Source organism: Pseudomonas orientalis (assembly GCF_001439815.1).
GTDB lineage: Bacteria > Pseudomonadota > Gammaproteobacteria > Pseudomonadales > Pseudomonadaceae > Aquipseudomonas > Aquipseudomonas orientalis.
Genome location: NZ_JYLM01000001.1, coordinates 180,847 through 197,110 on the forward strand (window position 1 = coordinate 180,847; position 16,264 = coordinate 197,110).

The window sequence follows — 16,264 nt, forward strand, 5'->3', positions numbered from 1 at the left end:
GCCCCCTCCCATATTTAAACGGTGTTTGTCCGGGAAGTGGCGCCAAACCCCAGTGTTTGTGGCAAACTTCGCGCCCATAAATGCCGGGTTCGTCGTAGCAGCGACGCGATGGAATAAAGCGTTGCCAGTTTGATGCCCGCTGGACGGAATCAAACGACCTACAGTTTGGTACGACGGTACCAATATCTTCTGCCTGACAGATTTAGAGGAACGACCGTGCATAACGTCGTCATCAGCGGCACTGGCCTGTACACCCCGGCCAACAGCATCTCCAACGAAGAGCTGGTGCAGTCTTTCAATACCTATGTGCAGCAGTTCAACAGCGAAAACGCCGCGGCCATCGAGCGCGGCGACGTGCAGGCGCTGACGGAGTCCAGCGCGGCGTTCATTGAAAAGGCCTCGGGCATCAAGAGCCGTTTCGTGATGGACAAGGACGGCATCCTTGACCCACGGCGCATGGCCCCACGCTTGCCCGAGCGCAGCAACGACGAATGGTCGGTGCTCTGCCAGATGGCCGTCGGCGCCGCCGAACAGGCCCTGGAGCGCGCCGGCAAGACCGCCGCCGATATCGATGGCGTGATTGTCGCCTGTTCCAACCTGCAGCGTGCCTACCCGGCCATCGCCATCGAGGTGCAGGAAGCCCTGGGTATCCAGGGCTTCGGGTTTGATATGAACGTGGCGTGCTCTTCGGCCACCTTTGGTATCCAGAATGCCGCCAACAGCATCCAGCTGGGCCAGGCCCGGGCGATCCTGATGGTCAACCCGGAAGTCTGCACCGGCCACCTGAATTTCCGTGATCGCGACAGCCACTTCATCTTTGGTGACGCTGCCACCGCAGTGGTCCTCGAGCGTGCCGACCTGGCAACCTCCGAGCACCAGTTCGATGTGGTGAGCACCAAGCTGCTGACCAAGTTCTCCAACAACATTCGCAACAACTTTGGCTTTCTCAACCGCACCGCCGAAGAAGGCGTCGGCGCGCCGGACAAATTGTTCGTGCAGGAAGGCCGCAAGGTGTTCCGCGATGTCTGCCCGATGGTGGCCGAGTTGATTGGCGAGCACCTGGCGCAAAACCAGCTGAGCGTCACCGATGTGAAGCGCTTCTGGCTGCACCAGGCCAACCTGAGCATGAACCACCTGATCGTGAAGAAACTGCTGGGCCGCGAGGCGTCGGTGGAAGAAGCGCCGGTGATCCTCGATACCTACGCCAATACCAGCTCGGCGGGCTCAGTGATTGCCTTTCACACTTATCAGGACGACTTGCCCAAAGGCGCCGTGGCGGTGCTCAGCTCGTTTGGTGCGGGCTACTCCATCGGCAGTGTGATCCTGCGCAAACGCTGATGGCGGAGCGGGTCTGCACGTTTTTATCGAGGTGTTGAATGGCAGCAGCGGACGACGCGCACCTGCTTGAACGCCTGCTCAAGGGTGAGCAGCGGGCCTACAAGGAGTTGGTCACCACTTACCAGAGTGCGATGCGGGCGGTGGCCTATGCCATCGTCGGCCAGCGGCATGCCGATGAGGTGGTGCAGGATGCCTGGTTGTCAGTGGTACGCAACCTCGCCAGGTTCGAAGGGCGTTCCAGCCTCAAGACCTGGTTGCTGACCATCACCGCGAACGCCGCCAAGGGTCGCTACAAGCAAAATCGCCGGGAGGTGTTGCTCGACGACCTGCCGTCTCCCCATGGGACCATTGGTGATGAACGCTTTACGCCTGACGATGGGCACTGGGCAGTGGCCCCGTATGCCTGGCACCAGGACACGCCGGAAGCCTTGTTGACCGAGGAGGAATTGCGAAAATGCCTGGAGCATACGCTTCTGAGTTTGTCCCAATTGCAAAGCAGCGTGCTGGTGCTGCGTGAGCGCCAGGGCCTGGAGCTGGAAGAAATTTGTAATCTTCTGACGCTCTCGCTCTCCAATGTGCGTGTGCTGTTGCATCGAGCAAGGCTCAAAGTCTTTGCCACAGTGGAGCATTTTGAGGAAACGGGCGAATGTTGACGTGTAAGGAACAAGTGGCACGTTCCAGTGACTATCTCGATGGGCAATTGACCTTTCGTGAGCGTCTGCTGGTGCGTCATCACTTGATGTTCTGCCCGAACTGCCGACGATTCATCCGTCAGATGCGCCTGATGCAGGCGACATTGCGGATCATGCCGGACGAGCCGGTCAGGGATGCGGATGTGCTGGCGGAGCGACTCGCTGCCGAGCGGCGTAAAGACTTGTAGGAGCGAGCTCGCTCGCGAAAAACCTCAACGATAACGCGGGTATCCAGGATAAACGCGCTGCCTGTTCGTTCTTCGCGAGCAAGCTCGCTCCTACAGTGGTGAGGTTAGAACTTGGCTTCAGCATCCAGCTGCAAGGTGTTGGTGTTGGCATCACGCTGGGTACGGCTGGCGTAGTCTGCCTTGGTCAGGAAGTACGTGGCGCCCAAGGCGAAGTTCTTGTCGATGTCGTAGCTGACCTTCATCTTGTGACCGCGCGAACCGGTGGTGCCGTTGGCGAAGTCCGAATCGGTGAAGGCGCCTACAACTGCGTCACGTTGCGTATCGCGGTAGTTATAGTCGAGGTTGAAACCGAACACCTTGGACTTGGCACCCACCAACCAGGCGGTGTCCTGATCGGTCACGGCATCGTTGTTTTTCACGTACTGGCCGTAGAAGGCCAGCGGCACTGCCAGGCCGCCGATGTCGGCTTGGGCAAACCCTTCATACAATCGGAATTCGTTATTGGCCGAGTTGCCATTGACCGCCAGTGCGCAAGGCGTGGTGGTGGTCGTGCAGCGGCTGTCCTTGTCGTTCTGGTAGGCGTAGACACTGCCGCCCAGGGTCATTTTCAGGTTGTCGGTCAGCGAGAAACGCGTACCCAACTGGCCGGACGTCAGACGCAGGTCGTGGCGAAATTGCACGCCGTCGCCGTCGACGTTGTCCTTGAGGTTGTAGTTACCCAGGCTGCCGAACAGTTCGGCACTGCTGCCCAGCGGGTATTTGTAGGTGACTGCCAGGCCTTCGGGGTTGATGTCGCTATCCCAGATCACGTCACCCATGCTCACCCACGGCTGCAGCATCTTGCCGCCGATCACGTGCAGGTTCTTGATCTGGTCCGGGTGGTAGTCGATGTAGCCGAGGTCCAGCCAGATCGATTTTTTATCGAAGTAACCATCCTGGTCCTGGTTGGTGGAACGCGCATCGTCGCCGCCACCCGTGGCGATACGGATACCGGTGTCCACTTGCGGGTTGATCTCGGTATAGGCGCCCAGACGCGCGCGGATTCGCTGACGGTCCTTGTCACGCCCACCGTTGTTGGGCTCGCCGTCGATCTTGATGGTTTCCTGGCGAAAGCGCACATCGCCCTTGAACTGAGTCTTGGCGGCCCAGGCCAGTTTCTGGTCGAAGCTGCTCAGCTCGCTGGTCTTTTTCGCGGTGGCCGCGATCTGTTCGTTGCTTTCCTGTTGAGCCTGCCGTGCGATCTGCTGTTCTTTCTGATCCTTGGCCAGCTCGTTCTGCAATTCGGTGTACTGCGAAGCGGTGATCTGGCCGTTGGCCTTGAGCATGTCGAGCAACTTAGCGTCGACTGCAGCGCTGGCCGGAACGCTCAGGGCCAGCAACAGGCCGCCACACAGGGCCGCAGCAGTTTTAGTGGAAGCAAGACGCATATCAATCTCCGAAAGTGAGGAGGGATAACAAACCCTCCAGGACACAACCGACCGCTGACGGACGGAAAAAGGCCACCTGGCAAACCCGGGTGCTCTAAAAACAGGCGTCAGTATCGCGACGGTTTATGACGCAGTAGTGGCTAAGTGATTTCATCTGTATGACAATTCGTTTGCTCACGGAACTATTGATTTCGAGTTGTGTCAGGGGATTTTTCGGGGTGTGCGCGGGGCTGTGATAGGCGATACTCGCCAGGCCTTCACGCCCTGGACACAGAGAAGATGCCGATGCCGCTGCAACGCCTGGACAGCCTGTCCGACATCACCCCGCAGGCCTGGGATGCCCTGGCGCCGCAGGCCCAGCCATTCGTGCGGCATGCATTCCTGAGCGCGCTGGAAGACAGTGGCAGCCTGGGGGCCCACTCGGGCTGGCAACCGGAGCATTTGCTGCATTGGGAAGGCGAGCGGCTGGTGGCGGCATTGCCCGGTTATCGCAAGTGGCATTCCTATGGCGAGTACGTGTTCGATCACGGCTGGGCCGACGCCTGCGCGCGTGCGGGCATCGACTACTATCCCAAGCTGCTGACGGCGGTGCCGTTCAGTCCGGTCAGCGGTCCGCGGCTGCTGGCCGCCAACGCCGAGGACGGTTTCGAACTGCTGAACAGCCTGCCCGGTTACCTGGAAATCGAAGGGCTCTCCAGTGCCCATATCAATTTCACCGACCCGTTGGCTGACGATGCGCTGGCCCGGCAACCTGGCTGGTTGCAGCGCCTGGGCTGTCAATTCCATTGGCAGAACCGTGGCTACCGCGACTTCCAGGACTTTCTCGACGCCCTGAGTTCACGCAAGCGCAAGCAGATGCGCAAAGAGCGCGAGCAGGTGGCGGGGCAGGGTATCGAGTTCGAGTGGCTGCAGGGCCATGAACTGAGCGAAGCCCAATGGGATTTTGTCTATGCCTGCTATGCCAACACCTACGCGATACGTCGGCAGTCGCCCTACCTGACCCGGGCGTTTTTCAGCCTGCTGGCCGAGCGCATGCCCGAGGCGATTCGCGTGGTACTGGCCAAACAGGGCTCACGCCCGGTGGCCATGGCGTTCAGCCTGATCGGCGGTGACAGCTTCTACGGCCGCTATTGGGGCTGCCTGGCGGAGTTCGATCGACTGCATTTCGAGACCTGTTTCTACCAGGGCATGGACTACGCCATCGCCCACGGCCTGCAACGCTTCGATGCCGGCGCTCAAGGCGAGCACAAACTGATTCGCGGCTTCGAACCGGTGATTACCCGTTCGTGGCATTACCTGCGCCATCCGGGGCTGAAAAACGCCGTGGAGGATTTCCTCGAGCGCGAGCGTGTGGGCGTGTTGGCCTATGCCGAAGAGGCGAGGTCGGCGCTGCCCTATCGGCAGGCCTGACCCTAAGATCGTTCCCATGCTCTGCGTGGGAATGCCGCCTTGGACGCTCTGCGTCCGCGCTTGAAGTCGTGACGCAGAGCGTCACAGGATGCATTCCCACGCGGAGCGTGGGAACGATCAAGGCCGGCTCTCATTAATCGATGCCAACAAACCCACCCGTCTGGTGCTGCCACAAACGTGCATACAGCCCGCCATGAGCCAGCAGTTGGGCGTGGCTGCCGCTTTCGGCGATCTGGCCTTTCTCCAGTACCACCAGGCGGTCCATCCGCGCGATGGTCGACAGTCGGTGCGCAATCGCAATCACGGTCTTGCCCTGCATCAGGGTTTCCAGGCTCTCCTGGATCGCCGCTTCCACCTCGGAGTCCAGTGCCGAGGTGGCTTCGTCCATGATCAGGATCGGCGCGTCTTTGAGCAGCACGCGGGCGATGGCGATCCGCTGGCGCTGGCCGCCGGAGAGTTTCACCCCACGCTCGCCCACATGGGCATCCAGCCCGGTACGGCCTTCGGAATCCGACAGCAGCGGGATGAACTCGTCGGCGCGCGCCTTGTGCACGGCGGCCCAGAGTTCTTCGTCGGTGGCCTGCGGCTTGCCATACAGCAGGTTGTCGCGGATCGAGCGGTGCAGCAGCGAGGTGTCCTGGGTGATCATGCCGATCTGCGCGCGCAGGCTTTCCTGGGCGACCTCGGCGATGTCCTGCCCGTCGATCAGAATGCGGCCGCCTTGCAGGTCGTACAAGCGCAGCAGCAGGTTGACCAGGGTCGACTTGCCCGCGCCGGACGGACCGATCAGGCCGATCTTTTCCCCGGCCTTGATTTCAAGGTTCAGGCCGCCAATGATCCCGCTCTGCTTGCCGTAGTGGAAATCCACCTGCTCGAAGCGCACCAGGCCATGGGGCACTGTCAGGCGCGGGGCGTCGGTACGGTCGACCACTGCGAGCGGCTGGGCGATGGTCTTGAGGCCATCCTGCACGATGCCGATGTTTTCGAAAATGCCGTTGACCACCCACATGATCCAGCCGGACATATTGACGATGCGAATCACCAGGCCGGTGGCCAGGGCAATGGCGCCGACGGAAATCAGCGACTGCGTCCACAGCCACAGGGCGAGGCCGGTGGTGGTGACGATCAGCAGGCCGTTCAGGACGGTGATGACCGCGTCCATGCTGGTGAGCACGCGCGCCGCCAGTTGGGTTTTTTCGGTTTGCTCGACAATCGCTTCCTTGGCGTATTCCTGCTCATTCTGCGTATGGGCAAACAGCTTCAAGGTGGTGATGTTGGTGTAGCCGTCGACGATGCGGCCCATGAGTTTGGAGCGTGCTTCGGAAGAGATCACCGAACGCTCCTTGACCCGCGGCACGAAGTAACGCAATGCCAGGCAGTAGCAGATGATCCAGATGATCAACGGAATCATCAGTCGCCAGTCGGCCTCGGCGAACAACACCAGCGAGGTGATGGCATAGATCGACACGTGCCAGATGGCTTCCGCCGTTGCCACCGCAGAGTCACGCAATGAGTTGCCGGTTTGCATGATGCGTTGGGCAATGCGTCCGGCGAAATCATTCTGGAAGAAATTCAGGCTCTGCTTGAGCACATAGCTGTGGTTCTGCCAGCGGATCAGGCTGGTCATGCCGGGGTTGATGGTCTGGTGCACCAGCAAGTCATGCAGGCTGTTGAAGATCGGCCGCAGCAGCAGGGCGACCACTGCCATCCAGATCAGCTCGGTGCTGTGCACCTGAAAGAAATTCGCGGGTGGCGTGCCCTGGGCCAGGTCGATGATGCGGCTCAGGTAACTGAACAGCGCGACCTCGATCAGTGCACCAATCAGGCCCACCACCAACAGCGCGGCAAAACACGGCCACACCTGGCGCAGGTAGTAGAGGTAGAAGGGCAGGACTTTATCGGGCGGGGCCGCGCTGGGAGCATCGCGGAAGATGTCGATCAGTTGTTCAAAACGACGATAGAGCATTAGGCTTGACGCCCGCCGTGCGGGCTCTCCTTTCAAATGCGCACGTCGCCTTGTGGGCAACGTGCGGAAGTTCCCGCGGACCTCAGTCGATGCGCTTGGCCGACTTGATCAAGACAGGATCGATTGGCACGTTCTGCATGCCTTGCTTGGTGGTGGTCTGCGAGTTGACGATCACATCAACCACGTCCATGCCCTTGACCACCTTGGCGAATACGGCGTAACCGGCATCGCGACCCGGGTCGAGGAAGGCATTGTCGGCCACGTTGATGAAGAACTGGCTGGTGGCCGAGTTCGGGTCATTGGTGCGGGCCATGGACAAGGTGCCGCGAACGTTATGCAGGCCGTTGCTGGCTTCGTTCTTGATCGGTGCTTCGGTCGGCTTTTGCGACATCTGCTGGGTGAACCCGCCGCCCTGGACCATGAAGCCCGGGATCACACGGTGAAAAATGGTGTTGGTGTAGAAGCCCTTGTCGACATAGGCGAGGAAATTCTTGGTGCTGATCGGCGCCTTGACCGGGTCGAGTTCGATTTCAATGTCGCCATTGGTGGTGGAGATCAATACGTGGGGCGCCTTGGCGGGCTCGGCCGCCATCAGGTTGGCAGCGAACAGAACGGAACCGGCAAAGAAGGCGATTTTTTTCAGCATGGGTCAGTGATCCTGGGTTGTGGGGTCGACGGTGTTTCGAGCAGGGTAGCGTTAAACACGTCGGGTTGATCCAAGGGCGTGGCATGGCGGGAATCTTCGATTACCACCAGTCGCGCGTAGGGCAGCAGTTTTACATAGTTTTCTACGTTGATGACCAGGGTTCGACAGGTGATTCTGGAACGTTGTTCCTGTCGCCACAGCCCACAATCGCGTCGAAGCGCGCGGGATTGAACCAGGCCATGGATAAACTCCGTTTCAGGCTTGCCGGGGGGCCGCGAAGGGCGCATCCAGCGGAGCGGTGTCAAAGGTGCGCAGCAATTCCACAAGGATCTGCGTCGCCGGCCCCAAGGGTTTGTCCTTGTTCGAATACAAATAGAACGTGGGGTGGCGGCTGCCGCCCTGTTCCAACGGCAGTTGCTTGAGCACGCCTTCGGCCAGTTCGCGCTCGATCATGTGCCGGGGCAACCAGGCAAACCCCAGGCCGCTGCCCACGAACGCGGCGGCGGTGGCCAGGCTGCCGACGGTCCAGCGCTGTTCGGCGCCGAGCCAACCCACATCCCGTGGTTGCTGGCGGCCGGAGTCTCGGATGACCACCTGCATCTGGCTTTCCAGGTCCTGGAAGCTCAACTCGCGGTTCATGCGGTGCAACCCGTGTTCTGGATGGGCCACGGCGACGAATTCAACATCGCTCATTTCGGTGCCCAGGTAACCGGGAATGCTGAAACCGCAGATCGCGAGGTCGGCCACGCCTTCTATCAAAAGCTCCTCGACGCCGGACAATACCTCCTCACGCAAGCGTACCCGGCACCCTCGGCTCTGCGGCATGAAGGCGGTCAGGGCACGTACCAGGCGCGCGTTGGGATAGGCCGCGTCCACGACCAGGCGCACTTCGGCCTCCCAGCCTTGTTCCATATGATGGGCGAGGTCTTCCAGCTGGCTGGCGTTTTTCACCAGTTGCCGCGAGCGGCGCAGCAGCACTTCACCCGCATCGGTGAGGACCGCCTTGCGCCCGTCGATGCGCAGCAGCGGCACGCCGAGTTGGTCCTGCATGCGCGCCACGGTGTAGCTCACCGAGGACTGTGAACGGTGCAGCGCTTCGGCCGCCTGGGCGAAGCCGCCATGGTCGACCACGGCCTGCAATGTGCGCCATTGATCAAGGGTAACGCGGGGCGCTTTCAAGATGAGCTCCTCTTGTCCTAAGCTGGCGGTCCTTATTGGAGACTGCCGAATGAGAAAATTGTGTTGTGTGTGGCTGGCGCTGCTGCCGATGAGCGCGTTTGCCTACCCCATCGACGTGACCAAAAAGATCGACGGCGTCAGCATCGACTACACCGCATCCGATGTGGACGGCGATATCAGCTCGATTCAGTTGAATAACTACGGCACTCAAGATGCGCTGTGCTCTGTCATCTTTACCAATGGCCCTGAAGCGCCGCGCCGACGCACCGTCAGCGTACCCGCAGGCAAAAGCACCCACACCACGGTCAAGTTCAACCGCGCAATCATCAAGATGCGCATTGCCCTGGCGTGCGCGCCGAAATAAAGCGACAGCGGAGCAGGCCTATAGGAATACTCCGCTTATAAACGAATTTATAGATGGGTTATAGCAGTTTTTTGCGCTTTTTAATCGAAGTGGCCATGGTTAATCTTTTCTGCATCGACTTACAGCATTTCCCGATGGAGCCTACATAGCCATGTCCAACGTTCTGATCATCGAAAGCAGCGCCCGCCAGCAGGATTCGATTTCCCGCCAACTGACCCGGCAGTTCATCAGCCAATGGCAGGCCACCCACCCGGCCGATCAGATCAACGTACGCGACGTGGCGCTCAACCCGGTGCCTCACCTGGACGCCAACCTCCTGGGCGGCTGGATGAAACCTGCCGAACAGCGCAGCGTGGTCGAAAAGGCTTCCCTGGACCGCTCCAACGAATTGACCGACGAACTGCTCGCCGCCGACGTATTGGTGATGGCGGCGCCGATGTACAACTTCGCCATCCCCAGCACCCTCAAGGCCTGGCTGGACCATGTGTTGCGCGCCGGGGTGACCTTCAAGTACACCCCCACCGGGCCGCAGGGTTTGCTGACCGGCAAGCGCGCCATCGTGCTCACCGCCCGTGGCGGCATTCACACCGGCGCCACCTCGGACCACCAGGAACCTTACCTGCGCCAGGTCATGGCCTTTATCGGGATTCACGACGTCACTTTCATTCATGCCGAAGGGGTGAACCTGAGCGGCGATTTCCAGGAAAAAGGCATCAACGATGCCAAAGCCCTGCTTGCGCAGGTGGCTTGATCCTTTAATCGCCAGATAATCCGCCAGTGTTTATCTAGCGCCACGCAATCCCTTCAAGTACGCGTACCGAACCTCCCTTTGCACTTGTTGCTCCTGAGTGCTCCTGCCCGACTGCCGCTTCAGCGAGGTCGGGTTTTTTTTGCCTCGAGTTTCTTCAACCGTCGAAAAGCTTTAATGTCGCGCCCATTCGAAACGAGGCGCACATGGGCTATCTACTGGTTGTCACCCTGATTCAGGCATTTTCCTTCAGCTTGATTGGCGAATACCTCGCCGGTCACGTCGACAGCTACTTCGCGGTACTGGTGCGTGTGGTACTGGCCGGGTTGATCTTTATTCCGCTGACCCGCTGGCGCTCGGTGGCACCGGCGTTCATGCGCGGCATGCTGGTCATCGGTGCGCTGCAATTCGGCGTGACCTACGTGTGCCTGTACCTGAGCTTCCGGGTACTGACGGTGCCGGAGGTGTTGCTGTTCACCATTCTCACACCGTTGCACGTGACCCTGATAGAAGACGCGCTCAACCGGCGGTTCAATCCCTGGGCACTGGTCGCCGCGCTGGTGGCGGTGGCGGGCGCGGCGGTGATTCGCTTCGACCAGATCACCCCGAACTTTCTGATGGGCTTTTTGCTGCTGCAACTGGCCAATTTCACTTATGCCGCCGGGCAAGTCATGTACAAGCATCTGGTGGCGCGCTATCCGAGCGATCAGCCGCACTACCGGCGTTTCGGTTATTTCTACCTGGGTGCCTTGCTGGTGGTGTTGCCCGCGTTCCTGCTGTTCGGCAAGGCGGACTTTCTGCCTCAAGCGCCGTTGCAATGGGGCGTGCTGGTATTCCTGGGGCTGGTCAGCACCGCACTGGGCATGTACTGGTGGAATAAGGGGGCCTGCCTGGTCAATGGCGGCACCCTTGCGGTGATGAATAATCTGCATGTGCCGGTGGGGCTGCTGTTGAACCTGCTGATCTGGAACCAGCATGAGCCGCTGGGAAGGCTGGCCCTGGGCGGCCTGGTGATTCTGGCGGCGGTGGCGGTCAGTCGATTGGGTATCAAACCCGCCGCTGGCGTAAAGTCTGCGACCTGAGGGTGCCAGCGATGTGTGAGCGGTAATGAAAGTGTGTTATCGAAAGGAACGGTGTGGGGGTGGCAGAGTGGACAAGGTTGATGAACTGATAATAGCTGCCTTGAAGGATGACTCCCGCGTCAGCCTGGCGGAACTGGCGCGCCAGGTTCACAAGTCTCGAACCGCCGTGGAGTCGCGGGTTCAAAAACTGATCGAAAAGGGCATTATCCTGGGCTTTACCATCAACGTCGCTGAGGACGATCAAACCCTGCAATCGGCATTCTTGATGCTCAAGCTCAACGGTAGCAGCTGCCACCTGGTGTTCCCCAAAATCTACCAGTATCGCGAGGTGGTGCAGGCCTATTCGTTGTTTGGCGACGTGGACATGATGCTTGAGGTGCGCTACCGCAATTTTGAAGAATTGATGGTGTTCAAGGAAAACCTGCTCAAGATCGAGCATGTGAATGAGGTGGTGGTCAACCCGGTGCTCAAGGCCTGGCGCTAGCCGGTGCCGTCCGCGACGGCAGCGGCTGACGCCCGATCAGGCTGGCGCGTGGTCGTGGAAGGTTTCGAGAAAGTAATGGTTCAAGGCAGGCATTGTCTGGCGCAGGGTGTCCACGAATTCTGCGATGACCGTCTGGTTGAACGCCAGCGTCGTGTCCTCATGCCCCAGTACCACCACCAGCAGGCTGGACGATGCGTCCGTCAGCCTGAAGTCATGGGCATCGGCATCGACTTTGCCGATGCTCGCCAAGGGCACGTCGCCGCAGGTATAGACGATGTCGCCGGCGGGGATCATCACGTCCTTTTTGGCAAACAGCGGACGGAACGCCCTCGGTGCAGGCGAACGCATGACGTGTATATCGTCCCGCTGATGATAGGTATGTACGCCTATGCTGACGCCGTGTCGGATTGCCACGGCGTTATAGGCGTCGACGACGTTATTGATGGGGCGCACACCGTTGGCGATCAAGCGCCGCAGCAGTTTTTCATTGGCGCTGACGGTGTTGGTGTAGCCGAGCTTTTCAAGCTGGCGGGCAAATCCTTCGTAAACGGGGTTCGACTCCAGTTCGTTGAGGCGTGAGGCCACGTGGTTCAAGTTGCTTTGCAGGAGACTGACGAAACTCGGGTCGTCAGACACGCTGATGTTTTCGACAACGGCGGCGCACGCATTATTGAGGCCCAGGTCGAGGGCAGACTGTTGAATGATCAAACGACTTTTCATACCCTCAGCTCCATAGCTTCTTGCGCAGAAGGTCGGTGCTGGCATCCAGCTGTTGCGTGCTTGGGTGCTGCAACCAGAACAGCCCGGGGCAGGTGGCGAAGTCGATCGTGACCGGTGTGGTGTCGCCCGGGCTGATGAAGAAGCGATGGCCGCAGTAGGCTTCATCCAGCATCGCGCTCTGCAGGGCCTGGGGGGAAGGGGCGGTAAAGGTGCGGCGCTCATCGGAACAGAAAAAGCCGATGCGACCATGGCTGATCTCGCGTGCAGCGCCGGCCGGCGGGCGAGGCCGGCCGAGGTAGCTGTCGATGGCCAGCGACAGCAGGTCCGGCTGGTACACCTGTTGAAACAGCAGTGGCGCGATGCCGCCATGCAAGCGGCCGCCCGCCTCAATCATCACCGGGCCCGTGTCGGACCAGATGATTTCCATATGAATCGGACCGATCTCGATGCTCAAGGCCGCCGCTGCCTGACGGGCGTAGTCGATCAAGGGTTGCAGCGCTTGTGCCTGGGGATCGAGGGTGTCCAGGCTTTCGTAGACAAACTTGCTGCCGTTTCTGTGGATCTTGGTGTATTTGCACACCGTGGCGATGGTGTACTCGCCGTCAAAGGCGACCATGTCCACCACGTACTCCGGGCCCGACACGAACGGCTGCACGATAAACCCGAGGTTGAACTCCCCAAGGTCGTTTTTCTGCCGCCAGGCCGCATTGTTCAAGGCGGCTTCCACTTCGTGTTTGCCCTGGGCGAATACCACGCCTTCGGTGGCGGCGGAATTGAGTGGCTTGACCACGTAGGTGGCGGCTTCCTCCAGTGATTCAACCACCGCCCGAATGCGGCTTGGCGAACTCAGCAGTTGGGACGCAATGTTCGCCAATCCCTTGTTCTTGAGCGCTTGCTGCATGGAAAACTTGTTGCGCCGCAGGTCGCTGGTGATGCGGCTGTTGCCTGCAATACGCAGCACTTCTGTGAGGTAATCGGTGAGGTAGATTGCGGTTTCGCAGCCTGCGATCACCGCGCTCAATGACAGTTTCTCCAGGGTTTCCAGCAAGCTTTCTTCCCAGTGGTAAACCTCTTCGAAATCTTCCCTGATCAGGTCATCGGTGAAGTGCCTGGGCAAGGTGTCGGTGGAAATCACCGCGATACATTTCACGCCCTGGGCCTTGAATAACGGGGCGTAGAGTTTACCGGTGGAGAACGGATCGACGATCAGTACGGTTTGCAATTGAGGCATTCCTTATTCAAGGGTCGCGGTGGCCGGAACCGCCGGCGTGAGGTTCCACGCCAGTACGGCGGCGGCCAACAGGCCGGCGGAGACGATCATCAACGCGCGCGCGCCTTCCAGGCCGAGGAACCCCGCCGTGGTAAAAAACGTCAGGATCATCGGCGCTGAACCGCTGACCAGCAGGTAGTAGAGCGAACTTTTTGCGGCGATCACGTCAGCCACCCGAGCGTTGGGCGCCGACTCGATCAGGTTTTTACGCAATTGGATGCGCAGGCTGTTGATGCAAAAGCCCAGCAGGAACGCGGCCGCCATCATCACGTAGAGGTTCTGCCAATACACGATTGCCACGTCGGCCAGCAGCACCAGCACGATGGCGCCATAGCTGTTGAGCTTGATACGTGGCAGCACTGCCGCACTGAATGCACCCAGGCCCGCCAGACCGCTGGCCACGCCGAACAGGGTGGCGTTCCACTCATTGAGTTTTTGAAACACGATCGGCACCAGGCTGTTGAAGGCGCCGATATGGAACCCGATCATGCTTAATACGATGATCAGCACGTAAAGGTTTCGCGGCAGGTTCAGCGCCTGGGCGACAGGGCTGTCGCTGGTCTGTTCGGCGGCGTCGCTGCCTGGCGTGGCCTGCACGAACAGGATCGCCACCAGCGAGACAATCGCCGCCAGGCTGATGATCTGAAGGGTCTGGCTGACCGAGAATACGTCCACGATCACCCCGCCCAGCAATGCGCCGCCAAAGGCGCCGATCTGGATGGACGTTTGCATCAGCCGCGCCGAGGTGTCGCTGTCGGTCGCACCGGCCAGCACCAGCTTGGTATTTTTCGACTCGAGGGTGCTGATGGTGAAATAGTCGGTGACACCGACCACAAAAGCGATGGCCAGGAAGCCGACGGGCAACACGGCGGCGTCCGTGAACGACAAGCCAAGCACGGCGGCGAACGCGGTCAGGCGGATGTACAGCAGGCGTTTCATGCTCAGTTCAAGGGTGAAGAATTTGCCGATGTATTGTTCGCACACATACGGCACCACCGTCGCCACGCACAGCGTGGCCCCCACCAGAAATGTCGAGCCGGTGGTTTCCAGGCCGAACCAGACCATGGCAATCACAATCGCCATGTCCAGGCCGGTAAACAGGGTCACGATCGAGTAGAACGCTGTCAGTGTTGATTTATTAGTCATAGGGATCAGTCGTAACGAGAGAGTTTGAGTAAAGGCACGCACCGTTGGGTGTCACCTACGACGGTACTGAACTGGTTTCTGACGCGAACGCTGGGTGGCGACTTCTTTTCCAGGTTGCACACCTTGTAAGCGTTGTCGTGCCAGGGGCAGATCACACTCTGCCCGTCGCCGCTGGTTTCACCCATGTGCAACGGGCCGCCGCGATGGGGGCAAGTGGTCGGCAGCAGCTGCGTCGAATAGGTGTGGCGCTTGAGAAAATAAGTGGTGTCTTCCACGGCCACGTAGTTGGCGTCGGTCAGGTTCAGACGGATAGCTTTCATGGGGTGCCTACTCAAAGTGCCGTGACGGTATAGGTGCAGGATGGGCTGACGACGCGTGTGCCATGCAGCATGCCCTTGGGAATCACCACGCCTTCCCCGGCCTTCAGGCGCACGCTGAGTTCGGGGCTGGCGACAAAATCCAGCTCGCCGGTTTCAACCCAGAACAGCTCGTCATTGGGGTGGGTGTGCGGCACCGAGAGTTCGTGCTCGGTCTCGGTAATGCGCAGGTCAACCGGCTTCAGGCCGTGGCGGGCGGCAGCCAGTGCACGGTGTTCATCCAGCTCGTCATGCCATTTGATATGGGCGTAGAGCTCTTCGTCGGCGATGTCCTGCAGCAACCTGAATTCCTCGAAACCGCGGACGAGGTCGGGAATGATCTTGCTGCCAAATTGCTTGATCATGGGCAGGATGAGGCGCTGCAGGGCCATTCTTCCGTGATGGACATCGATGTGTGAATGTTCATCGAAATAATCGGTGGAGACGCTGTCGCCAAAAATGGCCTTGATGGCGCTCGACTGGTGCTTGGTGGTGAGGGCCAGGCTGGCCTCGGTGTAATACATCGCGCCGATGTAGCGGAACAGCTCGCCATGGTTGGCGGATACATAATGGAAGTAGTTGGTTAGCGACAGGGAACCTGCGGTGTAGAACTGCCAGTAATGGTGCACATGATGAGACATGCCCATGTCTTTGAGCATGTCTTCAAAAATGGTGCTGTGCTTCTTTTTATCGACACCGTAGCCATATTCATCGATCAGGATCTTGAACAGCTCGCTGGTGTAAACGCCGCAGTTGCCCAGCACATTGCGCGCCATTGCGGAGGCTTCACTGAGGAAATCGCCGGCGCATTGGGTCATGAAAAAACGCGCGGCACGTTCAGGGTTGCGGCTGGTGGTCAGCACCTTGTGCAGCTTGGACTCCGACTGCGCGACATCCTCCAGGACCTTGTCGGTGTGGGCGACAAACGATTCCAGGCACCACGAACCGTTGATATGCACTTCTTGCTTGAGCCAGTCATACAAGTACTGTTCGAGCAGTGGACGGATCTTCTTGCCGCTGGCGGCGTGTTCAGGGTCGTAGAACTGTTTGAACGCCTTGAGATCAAGTTCCATGGGCGGCTTGGGCAGAAATACCAGGTCCTGCTCGTAGATATTCAGTAACAACCGCTGTGCCAATAAATGATGGCTGTCGGAAAGTTGATCGCTTGTTAGACGACTACTGATAATTACGTCTGATATGTCCTGCGGCCGAGAAGGGCGCTGAAAGGGACTGTTGGTATAAAAGCTG

17 protein-coding genes and 1 pseudogene are annotated in these 16,264 nt (G+C 59.5%); 8 read left to right on the plus strand and 10 right to left on the minus strand.

What is annotated here, in order from left to right; all coding sequences use genetic code 11:
* The first annotated feature begins 216 nt into the window (after positions 1–216).
* The 3 genes from TU82_RS00825 to TU82_RS00835 are packed head-to-tail and all read left to right on the plus strand — an operon-like array spanning position 217 to position 2,218.
* Positions 217–1,338 carry a beta-ketoacyl-ACP synthase III gene (locus tag TU82_RS00825; RefSeq protein ID WP_057721254.1) on the plus strand — a complete coding sequence of 374 codons (1,122 nt, stop codon included), beginning with the start codon at positions 217–219 and terminating at the stop codon, positions 1,336–1,338.
* Positions 1,339–1,376: 38 nt separating this feature from the next.
* Positions 1,377–1,991 (plus strand): RNA polymerase sigma factor, encoded by a 615-nt coding sequence (locus TU82_RS00830; protein WP_057721255.1) that lies wholly within the window; start codon positions 1,377–1,379, stop codon positions 1,989–1,991.
* A complete protein-coding gene (locus TU82_RS00835) occupies positions 1,985–2,218 on the plus strand; it encodes an anti-sigma factor family protein (protein ID WP_057721256.1) in 234 nt (77 codons plus the stop codon). The genes TU82_RS00830 and TU82_RS00835 overlap by 7 nt, the downstream gene beginning before the upstream one ends.
* A gap of 104 nt (positions 2,219–2,322) precedes the next feature.
* Here TU82_RS00835 and TU82_RS00840 read toward each other — a convergent pair whose 3' ends face one another.
* Positions 2,323–3,645, minus strand: coding sequence for a putative porin (locus TU82_RS00840; protein ID WP_057721257.1), 1,323 nt, complete (start codon positions 3,643–3,645; stop codon positions 2,323–2,325).
* Positions 3,646–3,930: 285 nt separating this feature from the next.
* Here TU82_RS00840 and TU82_RS00845 point away from each other — a divergent pair, with 285 nt between their 5' ends.
* Complete coding sequence (locus TU82_RS00845) at positions 3,931–5,055, plus strand: GNAT family N-acetyltransferase (protein ID WP_057721887.1); 1,125 nt, start codon at positions 3,931–3,933, stop codon at positions 5,053–5,055.
* Positions 5,056–5,188: 133 nt separating this feature from the next.
* Here the strand turns inward: TU82_RS00845 and TU82_RS00850 are convergent, their stop codons facing one another.
* The 4 genes and pseudogenes from TU82_RS00850 to TU82_RS00860 form a co-directional block, all read right to left on the minus strand.
* Positions 5,189–7,021, minus strand: a complete 1,833-nt coding sequence (locus TU82_RS00850) for an ABC transporter ATP-binding protein (RefSeq protein WP_057721258.1) — start codon at positions 7,019–7,021, stop codon at positions 5,189–5,191.
* A gap of 82 nt (positions 7,022–7,103) precedes the next feature.
* Positions 7,104–7,667 (minus strand): peptidylprolyl isomerase, encoded by a 564-nt coding sequence (locus TU82_RS00855; RefSeq protein WP_057721259.1) that lies wholly within the window; start codon positions 7,665–7,667, stop codon positions 7,104–7,106.
* A 3-nt stretch (positions 7,668–7,670) separates the two neighbouring features.
* A pseudogene (locus TU82_RS27440) lies at positions 7,671–7,932 on the minus strand (alpha/beta fold hydrolase); the annotation flags it as partial.
* Entirely contained in the window at positions 7,923–8,846 is a 924-nt protein-coding gene (locus TU82_RS00860; RefSeq protein ID WP_057721260.1) for a PA3225 family LysR-type transcriptional regulator, read from the minus strand. The gene TU82_RS00860 and the pseudogene TU82_RS27440, both read right to left, overlap by 10 nt.
* Positions 8,847–8,895: 49 nt before the next feature.
* Here TU82_RS00860 and TU82_RS00865 point away from each other — a divergent pair, with 49 nt between their 5' ends.
* The 4 genes from TU82_RS00865 (at position 8,896) to TU82_RS00880 (ending at position 11,524) form a co-directional block, all read left to right on the plus strand.
* A complete protein-coding gene (locus TU82_RS00865) occupies positions 8,896–9,210 on the plus strand; it encodes a hypothetical protein (protein WP_057721261.1) in 315 nt (104 codons plus the stop codon).
* Between the two features lie 151 nt (positions 9,211–9,361).
* Positions 9,362–9,961, plus strand: coding sequence for an FMN-dependent NADH-azoreductase (locus tag TU82_RS00870; protein ID WP_057721262.1), 600 nt, complete (start codon positions 9,362–9,364; stop codon positions 9,959–9,961).
* 203 nt (positions 9,962–10,164) lie between these two features.
* Positions 10,165–11,040, plus strand: a complete 876-nt coding sequence (locus TU82_RS00875) for a carboxylate/amino acid/amine transporter (protein ID WP_057721263.1) — start codon at positions 10,165–10,167, stop codon at positions 11,038–11,040.
* A gap of 67 nt (positions 11,041–11,107) precedes the next feature.
* The gene (locus tag TU82_RS00880) at positions 11,108–11,524 is read left to right on the plus strand and encodes an Lrp/AsnC family transcriptional regulator (protein ID WP_057721264.1); all 417 of its coding nucleotides are present in this window, start codon (positions 11,108–11,110) and stop codon (positions 11,522–11,524) included.
* A gap of 36 nt (positions 11,525–11,560) precedes the next feature.
* Here TU82_RS00880 and TU82_RS00885 read toward each other — a convergent pair whose 3' ends face one another.
* The 5 genes from TU82_RS00885 to TU82_RS00905 are packed head-to-tail and all read right to left on the minus strand — an operon-like array spanning position 11,561 to position 16,140.
* Positions 11,561–12,244 carry a phenylalanine--tRNA ligase beta subunit-related protein gene (locus tag TU82_RS00885; protein WP_057721265.1) on the minus strand — a complete coding sequence of 228 codons (684 nt, stop codon included), beginning with the start codon at positions 12,242–12,244 and terminating at the stop codon, positions 11,561–11,563.
* A 4-nt stretch (positions 12,245–12,248) separates the two neighbouring features.
* The gene (locus tag TU82_RS00890) at positions 12,249–13,475 is read right to left on the minus strand and encodes an ATP-grasp domain-containing protein (protein ID WP_057721266.1); all 1,227 of its coding nucleotides are present in this window, start codon (positions 13,473–13,475) and stop codon (positions 12,249–12,251) included.
* A 3-nt stretch (positions 13,476–13,478) separates the two neighbouring features.
* Complete coding sequence (locus tag TU82_RS00895; RefSeq protein ID WP_057721267.1) at positions 13,479–14,660, minus strand: MFS transporter; 1,182 nt, start codon at positions 14,658–14,660, stop codon at positions 13,479–13,481.
* A gap of 5 nt (positions 14,661–14,665) precedes the next feature.
* On the minus strand, positions 14,666–14,980 hold the full coding sequence (locus TU82_RS00900; protein ID WP_057721268.1) for a Rieske 2Fe-2S domain-containing protein: 315 nt from the start codon (positions 14,978–14,980) through the stop codon (positions 14,666–14,668).
* Between the two features lie 11 nt (positions 14,981–14,991).
* Positions 14,992–16,140 (minus strand): iron-containing redox enzyme family protein, encoded by a 1,149-nt coding sequence (locus tag TU82_RS00905; RefSeq protein WP_231982772.1) that lies wholly within the window; start codon positions 16,138–16,140, stop codon positions 14,992–14,994.
* Positions 16,141–16,264: the final 124 nt, after the last annotated feature.

Bases quoted from the DNA above. Each gene is read 5' to 3' on its own strand.
- TU82_RS00830 (WP_057721255.1), top strand. From the start codon at position 1,377: ATGGCAGCAGCGGACGACGCGCACCTGCTTGAACGCCTGCTCAAGGGT.
- TU82_RS00835 (WP_057721256.1), top strand. From the start codon at position 1,985: ATGTTGACGTGTAAGGAACAAGTGGCACGTTCCAGTGACTATCTCGAT.
- TU82_RS00840 (WP_057721257.1), bottom strand. From the start codon at position 3,645: ATGCGTCTTGCTTCCACTAAAACTGCTGCGGCCCTGTGTGGCGGCCTG.
- TU82_RS00845 (WP_057721887.1), top strand. From the start codon at position 3,931: ATGCCGCTGCAACGCCTGGACAGCCTGTCCGACATCACCCCGCAGGCC.
- TU82_RS00850 (WP_057721258.1), bottom strand. From the start codon at position 7,021: ATGCTCTATCGTCGTTTTGAACAACTGATCGACATCTTCCGCGATGCT.
- TU82_RS00855 (WP_057721259.1), bottom strand. From the start codon at position 7,667: ATGCTGAAAAAAATCGCCTTCTTTGCCGGTTCCGTTCTGTTCGCTGCC.
- TU82_RS00865 (WP_057721261.1), top strand. From the start codon at position 8,896: ATGAGAAAATTGTGTTGTGTGTGGCTGGCGCTGCTGCCGATGAGCGCG.
- TU82_RS00870 (WP_057721262.1), top strand. From the start codon at position 9,362: ATGTCCAACGTTCTGATCATCGAAAGCAGCGCCCGCCAGCAGGATTCG.
- TU82_RS00875 (WP_057721263.1), top strand. From the start codon at position 10,165: ATGGGCTATCTACTGGTTGTCACCCTGATTCAGGCATTTTCCTTCAGC.
- TU82_RS00885 (WP_057721265.1), bottom strand. From the start codon at position 12,244: ATGAAAAGTCGTTTGATCATTCAACAGTCTGCCCTCGACCTGGGCCTC.
- TU82_RS00890 (WP_057721266.1), bottom strand. From the start codon at position 13,475: ATGCCTCAATTGCAAACCGTACTGATCGTCGATCCGTTCTCCACCGGT.
- TU82_RS00895 (WP_057721267.1), bottom strand. From the start codon at position 14,660: ATGACTAATAAATCAACACTGACAGCGTTCTACTCGATCGTGACCCTG.
- TU82_RS00900 (WP_057721268.1), bottom strand. From the start codon at position 14,980: ATGAAAGCTATCCGTCTGAACCTGACCGACGCCAACTACGTGGCCGTG.